Below are 12,738 nucleotides of genomic sequence, written 5' to 3'. Positions count from 1 at the left end.
CGCCTATCTATACATCAATGTATGAGACTCGTCCTACCCATTAGAACATTGATTTTAAAAGGGGTTATCCTTTCGGTCGAAAAAGGAGTGCGGCTAGAAAACTAAAGATAATAGCAGCAGATATCCCTGCACTAGTCACTTCAAAAATACCAGTCAAAATCCCTACCAAGCCATTCGTTTTAGCTTCTTGCATCGCGCCATGTACAAGGGCGTTACCAAAGCTTGTAATTGGTACTGTAGCACCAGCACCTGCAAATTCAATCAATGGCTCATATAATCCAAAGCCATCGAGCAACGCACCAACAACTACTAACGTTGACATCGTATGTGCCGGGGTTAATTTCCCGACATCCATCAATAGTTGACCAATGACACAAATGGTCCCTCCAACTATAAAAGCGTATAAAAATATCATGACTTTCCTCCTTTAAGTGCAACAGCATGCGCAATCGCAGGGATCGTCTCATGCTGTTGGAAGGTTAGTGGGGATAATAGTGCCCCAGTTGCTACTATTAATACATTATTATATAGCCCTTCTTGTAATTTTTTTACTACTCTCCCATACGTATAAGCTGCCGAACATCCCGCTCCACTAGCCCCTGCCTGTACGGCTTGATCCGATTTATACATGTTCATACCAGCATCGATAAAAATGCCTTCCTGCACGTTATGACCTGCCTTTTCTAAGAGCTCTTTTGCAATAGCATGACCAATTTCCCCTAAATCACCTGTGACAATTAAATCATAATCCTCCATGCGTTTATTCAAATCACGTAAATGAGCTAAGATGGTATCAACAGCAGCCGGAGCCATCGCTGCTCCCATATTATAAGGGTCTTCAATCCCTTCATCCAATACTTTACCAATCGTAGCCGAAGAAATAATAGGTCCCTCTCCTTGCTGACTAACGATGGCAACACCTGATGCAGTTACTGTCCATTGAGCTGTCGGTGGCTTCTGAGATCCGTATTCTGTTGGATACCGGAACGTTTTTTCGATAGCAGCATTATGACTAGTCGCTCCAGTTAAAACATAGTTTGCTCCCTTATAATTACTAATAAAAGCGGCCATCGCTAGACCTTCCATTGATGTGGAGCAAGCGCCAAACAATCCGAAATAAGGAATCTGAAGCGCACGCATAGCGAAGCTTGTTGACGTAATTTGGTTTAATAAATCGCCTGCAAAAACGAATGACATATCTTCTTTTTGCAACTTACTTTTAGCAAAAGCTATGTGGCAGGCCTCTTCAAACAATTGCTTTTGAGCTTGTTCAAAGCTTGGCTGGTTAAACCAAATGTCTTTACCAAACTGGTCAAAATAGTCCGCCATAGCTCCTTGCTTCTCAAAAGGCCCACCAATAACACCCGTTGAAATAATGACTGGCTGATTTGTAAATTGCCACGACTGCTTACCTACTAACATGTCATCTCCTCCTATAGCCCGACTGTCACATAACGAATTAATACAATTAGAAATGCTGCAAAGGTCCCAAATACGATGACGGAGCCTGCGAGTTTAAACATATTCCCACCAACCCCTAACACGTATCCCTCCGTGCGGTGCTCAATTGCAGCTGAAGCCATGGAATTGGCAAAGCCTGTGACAGGTACAGCCGAACCAGCTCCTGCAAGCTGTGAAAACTTATCGTATACCCCTAGACCTGTTAAAAACGTAGCAATAATGACTAACGTTGCAACTGTTGGGTCACCCGCTGTTTGCTTTGTGAACGAAAAATAGTCGATATATCCTTGCTGTATTAATTGTCCAATCAAACAAATACCCCCGCCAAAAAGAAAGGCAAAGAGACAGTTCTTTGCTACAGGTCGTTTCTTTTCATGTTTTTTAGCAAGCTGACTATAAGCTTGCTGTGTTTTTTTGTCCTGCGCCATTCTGCGTCACTCCCTTTTTATTATCTGTTCATGTAGTATGTCGTTTGGTAGGATAGATAATAAGCAGAAAACGGAGGAAATTTTTATGATGATCATTATACTTCTAAGCTTAATTGGATCAATCGTGATTACATTACAAATTATTACGATTAAAATAATTTCTAAAGTTAATCAATTGCCCTCTGATTTATCAGTTGATTCAGAAGATAAACAGAGCAATCTACAGGCCGACCTCCAGGAGGAAATGCATCAGGCCATCACTTATGAGTGCTTAACGATGTATAATGCAGTATCTAAACAAATCGACTCATTACATGCGAATGAAATCAGATACGTAATCAAGCAACCAAGTTGGAATAACTCCGCTTTACTTGAGCATCTCTCTGCAGATGAAAAGGAGCTTTATCTTTTCTTTAAAACGATGTTTGATACATACGTTGAGACATACTGGTTAAATTCTAAAGGAACCGTTCGAACCGTATTTACTCAAACAGATACTCCTACATCCTTTTCAGAAAAAACGATCAGTCAGGCTTCCTTAGAGCTACAAAGTAAAATGAGGCAATGGTTTGACAATTGGTCGTAACAGTCACCTTAAAAAGGGTTCTCATCCTATAATAGGAAGAGAACCCTTTTTAATAAACACATATTGACGTGGCTTCCATACACTAATTTACTGAAGAGTAAGGAGACCCTTTTTATCCTGCTTAGCTTGAATATGCGTGGAATCTTTGGTCAACTTATATGCTTCGGAACCAACTACAAGCACGACATCTGAATAGCAGGTAGTAATATTGATCATGCTATCTTTATCAGTTTGAATGATCGTTTTCACTCCAGCTAGTGAGCCAGCCTCCACTACATGAACGCCTTTTTTTCCGTAAAGCTTTCCTCCGATAACTTTCCCTCTAACAGTAATGGTACCCTCTGCTTCAATAGACGTATGGATAGCTCCCTTACCTTTAATAGTTACGTCACCACTAGCTGTTATGGTACTATTCATCGCATAGTTTATCTCTACGTTTGCCTTATTTGAAGAAGGAATAGATGCATAGTCCAGCAGGGAGGCCGCTTCATTATATAATGTCTCCATATCACCTATGGATTGAAATCCTTTTGAATGAAACTTTAATAATCCTACTTCGATTAAAGATGCTAACGATTTCCACCTTTTATCAATTTTGCTTTCCATGGCTTGAATAGTTTCGACTAATCGAGTGGACGAGACCATGAGGCGCTTACTCGAGGACTCCATAAGTAGCTTAATAATTGGACTCAAACTTGAATGTTGCTTAAACACTTCCTCAAATTTTGGATTTTTAGAAAGTTGTTTAATTGTTTGGATACAATGTAAATAGTCTTCTACAAAAGGCTTTAATTGAGCAGCAAGTTCTGCATACAGCGAATTAGTCGCACCAGCAACAATTGTGCCTCTAATGACATTTCCATTTATCAAGATATGACTCTTAGCCTGCACAATCCCCTGCATCACGTGCCTATAAAGTGCTACTTGTCCTTCGGCGTGAACGAGCATTCCCTCGTTAATACTTCCTAAAATCTCGACATCTCCAATAAAATGTATGTTACCACTTGCCACATCCACATCTCCTCGATGCATCAGCTTTGGAAGAATCGAGATCTTTACCGTTCTACCTAATCGTTCAATGTGTGGTCTCCCTTTATTTGTCGCCACAACCTTGTTTTCTTCGTCTAAAAATTCGACGCCAGTACCTGGCTTAAGTACAACAGGTTGACCATCTCTTGCTTTTAATACATCTCCATAAATACTCTTGCCGTCTTCGCCCTTAGTAGGTTCTTTAATTTGTCCTAAAACTTCCCCCTCTTTAAGAGATGGTATATAAGACGATTCTCTAAAATCTGCTGTCCCATCACTATTTTCTGTGAAGGGTCGTGATCTCTCCGTAATGTCTATATAAAAATCGACTTCGCCGTCTCTGCCGTGCTTAGGAAGTTCCCCTTCGGCGATAGTTACCGTCATGGAGGCTGTTGAACGACATGCTTGTTTAATGGCATCTTGATTGATTCCGTGCACAATCCTCATTTGCTCGAGTTGTTTAATAACATCGTGCTCATAAAGCTGATTATTAATTTGCTCTTCTTGCTTGAGTTTGATCGTAAGAGTTTCTGTTGGTGGTTCGTCAATAATACACGGAACGTAGAATTTACCAGGGTTTACTCGTAGTGAAACCTGCTGCTTTTTTTCATCGACACGAATACTCCAGGTTGTTTCTATTGCAACAGTCTCTAAATCGAATGTGATTACGTCTCCTTCAGTAAGGATAGTACGGTCATTTACCTTCTCTCCATTTTTATAAAGTGTCATCCCTTCTGTCGTAACGATGACCGGCTTGTTTGTTGGAGAATCCTTAAATTGAATTTGACCATCTCTAATCCATACTTTCCCGTCTAAATGTGAGCGAATCTCATGCTCTTTCATTTGCACAGGAAACGAGTTACTAGAGACTTCGTCTAAAATCCAATCCTCCCATGTTTCTCTTTGTTTTCTACTAATTCGGATCTTCGCCCGCTTTTTTTTAACTCCCCAAAATTTATCCGACTCCTTTTGAATAATGACAATATCTGCTTCATTTTCTGTAATATTAAGATCTGCTAATCCAGCTTCAATAGCTTCTTTAACAGTATTCGCTTCATAAATAGTAGCCTGTGTATCCTGTGTCATCTGTATCATTCTCCTTTCGGTTCGGTCGTAGGGCTCTTTACATTATTAGTGAGAATCAGGTAAGCTAATGAATCACACTAATTCATTTGTAAGAGTGGAGGTGAGTGTGTCATAAAACCGTAAGACTTTAGGTCTTCTTTCATTTATAGGAATCTTCGTTCCTCTATTTTGATTATGATACAATGATAAAGTTAGTTGGAGTAATAAGTTGTTGGCTACTCCCCTCTCTAATACGAATTTTTTAAAGAAGTCGTGTATCTAGTTAATCGACCATTATGTAAATAACCTTTTTTATATCCATAATTTGTAATTATGTTGATAACAACTCTTCGAAATAGTGTCAATATATCCTATAATTGTTCATTATACCTTAAATATGACCAGCATCCAGCATGATAACCCCTCAGTTAGACAAAAATTCACATCATTTCACTTCTTTACCCCTATTTTTTATATTTCATACGCAAAAAAAGAACTACGACCATACTTAAGTCGTAGTTCTTTTAAATTAGATAGTGATTTATCTATGGGTATTATTCACTCGGTTGCTTATATAGCATATAAACAACCTGTGTTGCTAAGAAATCCTCTAGGCCGTGCTTTCCATCCGCTCCACCAAGACCGGATTTTCTGAACCCTGCGTGATAGCCTTGAAGTGCTTCAAAGTTTTCGCGATTCACAAACGTCTCCCCGAAGCGAAGACCATTCGTAATTTGCATAATTTCATGATAGTTCTCAGAGAAAACTGATGAAGATAATCCAAATTCAGAGTCATTTGCAAGCTCAATCACTTCTTCTACTGTCTCAAATGTAACGATAGGAAGAACTGGTCCGAAGATCTCCTTTTGAATAATATCCATTTTTTGAGTGACGTTTGTTAATACCGTAGGCTGATAAAAATAGCCCTTTGCAACGTCGGCTTTAGCTCCGCCAGTCTCTATATTGGCACCTGCTGCTACAGCTTCTTCGACCATAGCGTGCACTTCCTCAATGCGATCTGCACTGACCAATGGTCCAATGTCTAATGATTTATCTTCCTTAGGATTACCATAAGTAACGTTAGCCATTGCTTCTGTAATTTTCTTCGTAAATGCTTTTGCTACATCTTTATGCACGTAGACACGCTCTGCGTTTGTGCAAGCTTGACCTGCATTAACAATTCGACTCTTTGTAATATTTTCAACAGCTAGCTCTAAATCGGCGTGCTTCGTCACTATTGCAGGTGCTTTTCCACCTAGCTCTAAGTTTACTTTCGTAATGTTTTGTGCAGCAGCTTCCATTACTTTCACACCAGCAGGTACGCTTCCAGTCATCGTTACAATAGCCACTTTTTCGTGTGATGCCATTGCATTACCGATTGTCGAACCTTTACCGTTAATAAGGTTGTAAACACCTTTAGGAACGATGTCTAAATCGTGTAAAAGCTCCGTAAAGAATGCCGCAGTGTTAGGCGTCTGTTGGCTCGGTTTTAATACAATTGTACAACCAGCAATAAGCGCTGTCGCAACCTTTCTTGCAAGAATAAAGACTGGGAAGTTCCAAGGTACAATCCCTGCAACAACACCGATTGCACGCTTATGAATAAATATATTTTCGTTTGGACGATCGCTCGGGAATATTTCTCCTTCAATACGTCTCGCCCACTCGGACATATACTGGAAGTAATCGATAGCAAGGTCTACTTCATCACTTGCCATATCGTAGCTTTTTCCTTGCTCTTCGATAAGTAAATCAATGAATTTATCTCGGTTATCTGAAATAGCGTGTCCAAGCTTTCTTACTATCTCGCCACGCTCATTAGAAGGAATGAATTCCCACTTCTTTTGCGCCTCAAAGGCTGCCTCAATTGCTTTATTAGCATCCTCTTTCGTACCATCTGGAATCCTCGATATAACTTCTTCTGTTGCTGGATTTACTACGTCAATTGTATCCTGTGAAGATGGTGACACAAACTCTCCATTAATATAATGCTGATGCGTATTCATAAACGAAAAGGCCTCCTTTAAAAGTGAACTACGCTACTCTTTTCCTTTATTTGAATAAAATAAAACGTAGAAGCTATTTTTTTGAAAGTAAAGCGTCTTTAAAGTAAGTAAAAGAGGCGTAGACTAAAGTGTATTGAGAGGGAGTTGGAGTATCCGATATAAAAGAAAGATGTCTCATTTTGCATGGAGATAAGAACGTATACATGCATATTTTCCGGTTAACCGCATAACATTCTTCACAAAAAAGCCGGGACAAATGAATCACTTTTGTCCCGGCTTTTTTTACTTATTACTCATTCGTTTGTGTATCTTCAAGCTGTTGCTGGAATCTCTCGAAGAATAGATCCACATCTTCCGCTGCGTCCTCATCCGTTAAATCCGGAAGCTCTGGGAGATCGTTAATTGTAGCGAGACCGAACTGCTCTAAAAACTGCTTCGTCGTTCCGTACAAAATCGCTCGTCCTGTTCCATCCTGGCGACCTACTTCTTTTACTAACCCCTTTGACTGCAAAGTCCTTAGTGGACGTTCCGTCTTTACTCCTCGGATATCCTCGATTCCCATACGTGATATTGGCTGCCTGTAAGCAATGATTGCTAAAGACTCTAACGCTGCTTGTGAGAGTGTTGCGCTAGTCGGAGATTGTACGAGTCGTTTAAAATAAGGAGCGTGTTCCTCTTTCGTCGTCAGCTGAAATCCCCCTGCAACCGAGACTACTTGAATTCCACGTTTTTTTGAGGCGTACTGACTTTTTAATTCTTCTATATAAAAATAAAGTGACTTTTTATCAATTTCTAATACATCCATCAGCTGTTTTTCTTCCATTCCCTCTTCACCTGAAACGAAGAGCAATCCTTCAATAACAGCTACTATTTCTTGACTATCCAAGCTTGTCGTAGTCCCCTTTCCATTCGATTGTAATTTCATCGAAATTACTTGATTGCTCGCATGCAATCTCTTTCTCTTTCATTAGCTCTAATATAGCTAAAAAAGTCACAACGATCTCTGCATCCTCATTATCATCAAACAAGGAGTGAAACGTTGTTCTACCGCCTGAACGCTTAAGGATATCGACTACCTGTACCATACGAGTATCAATCGGAATCTCTTCTCTTGTGACAGTTGTCATAGGACGAGGTTTTTTCCGTCTTTTTTGAATGAGCTGGAAGGCTTGAAGCATATCGTACACGGTTACGTTCATCTTCGCGTTCTCCTGCTCTTTTTCTTCAACTAAAAGTGGCGTCAAGTCCGTCATTGGCTTAGAAAACAGGTCGCTCCTTGCTATTTCTCTCTCTTTTAAATCAGATGCTGCTTCTTTATATCGCTTATATTCAATTAAACGTTGCATGAGTGAGTCCTTTGTTAACTCTTCCTCTTCTATTGTCCACTCTTCTTCCCATTCCTCTTCCTCAACAGGTAAAAGTAATTTACTCTTCATATGTAATAACGTTGCGGCCATAACTAAATACTCGCTCGCTATATCTAACTGTAACACCTTCATTGCATGAATATACGCTAAGTACTGTTCAGTAATTTCCCTTACAGGAATATCATATAAATCTAAATCATTTTGTTGGATAAGATGGAGTAGTAAATCGAGAGGTCCTTCAAATGAATGAAGCTTTACATTATAGGTCATCACTAACCCTCCCTCAGACGTATTATAGCATATCATACGTCATTCCTTCACAATTCTCTTCATATCATATATGATAGAGGAAATATAATAAAGATGCTTGACCTAAAACAAATGGAGGGAACTATGGAAAACTATCCGAGGGCTTACGTCGAGTATTTAGTCCACTTTCATGCAACGAGGGATTATTTTGAGTGTCATGAAATCATGGAGGAGTTTTGGCTTGAGGCGAATAAAGAAAGTAAATATTTAGCGCTCATTCAGCTTGCAGTTGCCGTTTATCATGAAAGACAAGGCAACATTAACGGTAGCCTACGCCTTTATCGAAAGGTGCTATCTCATATGAGAACAAACCGCAACTTGTTAGAAGAGCTCGGGTTAAATGAAGATGAACTTGAGCACGACATAAAAACGAGAATGAAAAGCGTGATGTATGAATCTCCCTATGAGCCGATGGATCTCCCTTTAGATGAGGAGCTTGAGCTTTACTGTCAACGTATAGCCAAACAACAAGGTCTTATCTGGAAAATGGATGATCGCAAAGCAACCGATGAATTAATTTATAAGCACCGTTTGCGTAATCGTGATGACGTCATCGAAGCAAGACAGATGTCACTTATTCAAAAGCAAAAACAACGAGAGCAACAAACAACTTAATGATATCTTAGACTCCAGTCATGTGCGTTTATCGCCTTTTCTGGGGTCTTTCTTAATATTGAGGATGACGTAACCTTTAGAATAAGAGTTTAAATATAGCTTAGGCTCAAATGAGAGGCTCATTGAATCACTTTTACTAGTATATGCATCGAACCAAAACTCTGGTGCGTCCCTTCGAACTAACTATAAGTCATGTGAAATTGGCGTGCAGATAACCGAGTGCAGTAAACGGAGAACCAAAGGCAACTAGTGAAGAACCTCTTACATTCGCGGGATAACCGCGCTCCATCCAATCACTTTTCCCATGCAAAAGCCCACCTCTCAATAATCATTAAGAGGTGGGCTTCAGATATTAATTACTTAAAGCTCTTCATTAAATTAGCCATTTCAATTGCTCCAGCTGCCGCTTCCCAGCCCTTATTACCTGCTTTTGTGCCAGCTCTTTCTACAGCTTGCTCAATCGTGTCTGTAGTAAGTACACCAAAAATGACTGGAATGCCTGAAGACATGTTTGCTTGGGATACGCCTTTAGCTGCCTCACCACACACATAGTCAAAGTGAGGAGTCGAGCCTCGGATAACCGTACCTAATGTTACAACGGCATCGTATTTACCTGAATCAGCCATTCTTTTCGCTACTAAAGGTATTTCAAATGCTCCTGGCACCCATGCTACATCTACGTCTTCTGGATTAACGCCGTGACGTTTGAATGCATCTTCTGCTCCACCTAATAGCTTGCTTGTAATAAATTCGTTGAATCTCCCTACTACGATCCCTACTTTAAGTCCTGTTCCGATTAAGTTACCTTCAAATGTTTTACCCATGAATTGTCCATCTCCTTTTATGATTATAAGTGTAGCATGTGTCCTAATTTGTCTTTTTTCGTTTGTAAATACTTTTCTGTATCCTTTGAATGAGGCAACTGTAGAGGGAGTCTCTCTACAATTTCTAGATCATATCCTTTTAGACCAGTGATTTTACGTGGATTATTCGTTAATAGTTGCATCTTACGAATTCCTAGATCACGCAAAATTTGTGCGCCAATACCATAGTCACGTAAATCAGGTGCAAAACCTAATTCTTCATTAGCCTGCACAGTATCGTAGCCTTCTTCTTGAAGCTTATATGCACGCATTTTATTGAGAAGACCAATGCCCCGACCTTCTTGACGCATATACAGCACAACTCCACTTCCGTGCTCTTCAATTTGTGCTAAGGCTGCATGTAGCTGTGGACCACAGTCGCATCGTTTGGAGGCAAACACGTCCCCTGTTAAACACTCCGAATGCACTCTAACAAGCGTTGGCTTTGATCCACCTATTTCTCCTTTTACAATCGCAACGTGCTCTTTTCCATCCACCACATTCGAATATCCAATTGCCTTAAACTCCCCGTAGTCCGTTGGCAGCTTGATCTCCACTTCACGAGTTACAAGCTGGTCCTTTCGATTACGATATTGAATCAAGTCCTTAATCGTAATCATTTTTAAGTTAAACTGATCCGCGATTTTCTTTAAATCAGGCACGCGAGCCATCGAACCATCTTCATTCATAATTTCGCAAATAACCCCTGCAGGTGCCGAGCCGCAAAGACGCGCTAAGTCAACGGCAGCCTCTGTATGTCCAGCTCGTCTTAAAACGCCACCATCTTTCGCGATAAGGGGGAAAATATGACCGGGGCGCTGAAAATCAGCAGGCTTTGTTTTCTCATCAATCAACGCCTGAACAGTCATAGAGCGTTCATGAGCAGAGATCCCAGTCGTCGTCATTTTATGGTCGATACTTACAGTAAACGCGGTACCATGTGGATCTGAGTTTCGATCTACCATTGGAACGAGATCAAGTTTTTTAGCTCGCTCTTCCGTAATTGGTGTACAGACTAGACCTCGACCGTGCGTAATCATAAAGTTAATTACTTCTGGCGTTGTCTTTTCTGCTAAAGAAATAAAGTCTCCCTCGTTCTCTCGGTCCTCATCGTCACACACGATGATGACCTCACCTTGAGCTAGTGCGTAGATTGCTTCTTCGATTGGATCAAATATCGTCATCTTTATCCCTCCTCACCTTATTTAAAGCCGTGACCCTCTAGAAATGATTCTGTCATTGTTGACCCAGGTACTTCTTGTTTTGCTAATCTCCCTCTCAAAAGCTCTTCTACATATTTTGCGAGCATATCATTTTCGATATTCACAATATCATTGACACCTTTACTCCCTAATACAGTCTCTTGGAGCGTATGCGGAATAATACTGATTGTGAAAGAATCGTCTGTCAGCCCAAAGATGGTAAGACTAATGCCATCGACCGCCACACTTCCTTTCATTGTCATGAGTTCGCGAAGCTTTGGAGAGACTTCAATTTCATAATAAACAGCGTTATATTCCGCTTTTCTGGAGCGGATTTTCCCTACGCCATCTACGTGCCCACTCACAAAATGACCGCCAAACCTTCCACCAGCTGCCATTGCTCTTTCTAAGTTAACCTCCGAGTTGACTGCAACATCACGTAAACTTGTTGCTTTAACCGTTTCAGGCATTAAATCAGCTGTAAACGTCTTTTCTGTAAAGGATGAGACAGTAAGACAAACGCCGTTAACGGAAATGCTATCTCCTAGGTTAACGTCAGACAATACGGTGGATGCTTGAATTGTCATGACGATTGCTTGCCCACTCTGTCTCATGTCTGTGACTTTACCCTTTTCTTCAATAATTCCAGTAAACATTATCGTTCCTCCTCACGCATATACACGGCCTTTATATCAGGTCCAATTTGATCAACGGATACGAGCTTCAATCTTGGTGCATCATTTAACGCTTCGATCCCTGTGCCACTAACAGCAGACGGTGCCTCTCGACCACCGATCAAAAGAGGTGCCTGGTAATGTATGACTTGATTAAAGTACCCGGATCGAATGAAGCTATCATGGATGGTACCGCCACCTTCGATTAGTACACTCGTGACATTGTTTTTATAAAGGGAATGGAGTATAGCGTCAATAGATAACTCTTCTAGTTGTATTACTAGAGTAGTCTTTGACTTTACTCGTTCGACCTTTTGTTCACTCACATCATTCGTCGTAAAGATGATCGATGGCGCATCGTCGTTTAGTACCTTCGCATCTTCAGAAATTCGAAGTGTGCGATCTAACACTACTCTAATCGGATTCTTTCCACCTTCGGGAAGTCTCGTCGTTAGGGACGGGTCATCCTTTATGGCAGTCTCAATTCCTACTAGAATCGCATCATGTTGATGACGGAGTTTGTGACCGTCTAGACGCGCTTCCTCACTCGTAATCCACTTGCTTTCGTTATGTTTGGTTGCAATCTTCCCATCAATACTTGTCGCCATTTTTAATGTAACAAATGGCTTTTTATTCATAACGTGATAAAAGAAGCCGTGATTTAACTCATCTGCTTTCTCTTTTAAAACGCCTGATATTACCTCAATACCTGCATCTCTTAAACGTTTGATTCCATTGCCAGCAACTTTCGGATTTGGGTCATCCGATGCAATAATAACCTTGGCAACTCCAGCATCTACAATGGCGTCCGCGCAGGGTGACGTTCTTCCCGTATGACTACACGGTTCGAGCGTACAATATAACGTTGCACCCTTCGCCTTCTCTTTCGCCATTGCTAATGCATGACGCTCCGCGTGCTCCATGCCTGCTTTTAAATGAGCACCCATGCCAACTACCTCGCCATTCTTGACAATGATACAGCCAACTAATGGATTTGGAGACGTTTGACCATGTGTGATACTAGCAAGATCAATAGCAACCTGCATATATGTGTCGTGCGACATCATCGTCCCTACCCCTCTATACACAAATAAAAAACCCTGAAGAAACGTCTTCAGGGCATACGGGCAGAA

General features: G+C 40.8%; 13 protein-coding genes. 2 read left to right on the top strand and 11 right to left on the bottom strand.

Annotation, left to right across the window (positions count from 1 at the left end):
- Positions 1-64: 64 nt before the first annotated feature.
- Genes spoVAE through spoVAC form a run of 3 tightly spaced genes read right to left on the bottom strand, consistent with a single transcriptional unit; the run spans position 65 to position 1,889 of the window.
- Positions 65-415, bottom strand: a complete 351-nt coding sequence (gene spoVAE, locus FLK61_RS08710) for a stage V sporulation protein AE (RefSeq protein ID WP_176009081.1) — start codon at positions 413-415, stop codon at positions 65-67.
- Positions 412-1,422 (bottom strand): stage V sporulation protein AD, encoded by a 1,011-nt coding sequence (gene spoVAD, locus FLK61_RS08705; protein ID WP_176009080.1) that lies wholly within the window; start codon positions 1,420-1,422, stop codon positions 412-414. The genes spoVAE and spoVAD overlap by 4 nt, the downstream gene beginning before the upstream one ends.
- 11 nt (positions 1,423-1,433) lie before the next feature.
- A complete protein-coding gene (gene spoVAC / locus FLK61_RS08700) occupies positions 1,434-1,889 on the bottom strand; it encodes a stage V sporulation protein AC (protein ID WP_176009079.1) in 456 nt (151 codons plus the stop codon).
- Between the two features lie 85 nt (positions 1,890-1,974).
- Between spoVAC and FLK61_RS08695 the strand changes: the two genes are divergently transcribed.
- Complete coding sequence (locus FLK61_RS08695; protein WP_176009078.1) at positions 1,975-2,475, top strand: hypothetical protein; 501 nt, start codon at positions 1,975-1,977, stop codon at positions 2,473-2,475.
- A gap of 87 nt (positions 2,476-2,562) precedes the next feature.
- On the opposite strand, the gene FLK61_RS08690 is transcribed toward FLK61_RS08695, so the two are convergent.
- From FLK61_RS08690 to FLK61_RS08675, 4 genes are all read right to left on the bottom strand, one after another.
- Entirely contained in the window at positions 2,563-4,590 is a 2,028-nt protein-coding gene (locus FLK61_RS08690; protein ID WP_176009077.1) for a flagellar assembly protein A, read from the bottom strand.
- 533 nt (positions 4,591-5,123) lie between these two features.
- Entirely contained in the window at positions 5,124-6,575 is a 1,452-nt protein-coding gene (gene aldA, locus FLK61_RS08685) for an aldehyde dehydrogenase (protein WP_176009076.1), read from the bottom strand.
- A 289-nt stretch (positions 6,576-6,864) separates the two neighbouring features.
- Positions 6,865-7,461 (bottom strand): SMC-Scp complex subunit ScpB, encoded by a 597-nt coding sequence (gene scpB, locus FLK61_RS08680; RefSeq protein WP_283811900.1) that lies wholly within the window; start codon positions 7,459-7,461, stop codon positions 6,865-6,867.
- Positions 7,454-8,212, bottom strand: coding sequence for a segregation/condensation protein A (locus tag FLK61_RS08675; protein WP_176009074.1), 759 nt, complete (start codon positions 8,210-8,212; stop codon positions 7,454-7,456). The genes scpB and FLK61_RS08675 overlap by 8 nt, the downstream gene beginning before the upstream one ends.
- A gap of 123 nt (positions 8,213-8,335) precedes the next feature.
- Here FLK61_RS08675 and FLK61_RS08670 point away from each other — a divergent pair, with 123 nt between their 5' ends.
- Positions 8,336-8,866, top strand: a complete 531-nt coding sequence (locus FLK61_RS08670) for a DUF309 domain-containing protein (RefSeq protein WP_176009073.1) — start codon at positions 8,336-8,338, stop codon at positions 8,864-8,866.
- A gap of 356 nt (positions 8,867-9,222) precedes the next feature.
- Here FLK61_RS08670 and ribH read toward each other — a convergent pair whose 3' ends face one another.
- The 4 genes from ribH to ribD are packed head-to-tail and all read right to left on the bottom strand — an operon-like array spanning position 9,223 to position 12,669.
- Positions 9,223-9,690, bottom strand: a complete 468-nt coding sequence (gene ribH, locus FLK61_RS08665; protein ID WP_176009072.1) for a 6,7-dimethyl-8-ribityllumazine synthase — start codon at positions 9,688-9,690, stop codon at positions 9,223-9,225.
- Positions 9,691-9,713: 23 nt separating this feature from the next.
- Positions 9,714-10,913 (bottom strand): bifunctional 3,4-dihydroxy-2-butanone-4-phosphate synthase/GTP cyclohydrolase II, encoded by a 1,200-nt coding sequence (locus tag FLK61_RS08660; protein WP_283811899.1) that lies wholly within the window; start codon positions 10,911-10,913, stop codon positions 9,714-9,716.
- Positions 10,914-10,930: 17 nt separating this feature from the next.
- Complete coding sequence (gene ribE, locus FLK61_RS08655; protein ID WP_176009071.1) at positions 10,931-11,587, bottom strand: riboflavin synthase; 657 nt, start codon at positions 11,585-11,587, stop codon at positions 10,931-10,933.
- Entirely contained in the window at positions 11,587-12,669 is a 1,083-nt protein-coding gene (gene ribD / locus FLK61_RS08650; protein WP_176011187.1) for a bifunctional diaminohydroxyphosphoribosylaminopyrimidine deaminase/5-amino-6-(5-phosphoribosylamino)uracil reductase RibD, read from the bottom strand. Before ribD ends, ribE begins: the two co-directional genes overlap by 1 nt.
- Positions 12,670-12,738 lie beyond the last annotated feature (69 nt).

It is taken from the genome of Paenalkalicoccus suaedae (genome assembly GCF_006965545.2).
Classification (GTDB): domain Bacteria; phylum Bacillota; class Bacilli; order Bacillales; family Salisediminibacteriaceae; genus Paenalkalicoccus; species Paenalkalicoccus suaedae.
The sequence above is the reverse complement of the archived record's forward strand: the minus strand, read 5'-3'. Positions and strand labels throughout refer to the sequence as shown.

Coding starts and splice junctions, on each gene's coding strand:
- ribH (WP_176009072.1), bottom strand. CDS start 9,690: ATGGGTAAAACATTTGAAGGTAACTTAATCGGAACAGGACTTAAAGTA.
- spoVAE (WP_176009081.1), bottom strand. CDS start 415: ATGATATTTTTATACGCTTTTATAGTTGGAGGGACCATTTGTGTCATT.
- FLK61_RS08675 (WP_176009074.1), bottom strand. CDS start 8,212: ATGACCTATAATGTAAAGCTTCATTCATTTGAAGGACCTCTCGATTTA.
- FLK61_RS08690 (WP_176009077.1), bottom strand. CDS start 4,590: ATGACACAGGATACACAGGCTACTATTTATGAAGCGAATACTGTTAAA.
- ribD (WP_176011187.1), bottom strand. CDS start 12,669: ATGTCGCACGACACATATATGCAGGTTGCTATTGATCTTGCTAGTATC.
- aldA (WP_176009076.1), bottom strand. CDS start 6,575: ATGAATACGCATCAGCATTATATTAATGGAGAGTTTGTGTCACCATCT.
- ribE (WP_176009071.1), bottom strand. CDS start 11,587: ATGTTTACTGGAATTATTGAAGAAAAGGGTAAAGTCACAGACATGAGA.
- FLK61_RS08695 (WP_176009078.1), top strand. CDS start 1,975: ATGATGATCATTATACTTCTAAGCTTAATTGGATCAATCGTGATTACA.
- FLK61_RS08660 (WP_283811899.1), bottom strand. CDS start 10,913: ATGACGATATTTGATCCAATCGAAGAAGCAATCTACGCACTAGCTCAA.
- spoVAC (WP_176009079.1), bottom strand. CDS start 1,889: ATGGCGCAGGACAAAAAAACACAGCAAGCTTATAGTCAGCTTGCTAAA.
- spoVAD (WP_176009080.1), bottom strand. CDS start 1,422: ATGTTAGTAGGTAAGCAGTCGTGGCAATTTACAAATCAGCCAGTCATT.
- FLK61_RS08670 (WP_176009073.1), top strand. CDS start 8,336: ATGGAAAACTATCCGAGGGCTTACGTCGAGTATTTAGTCCACTTTCAT.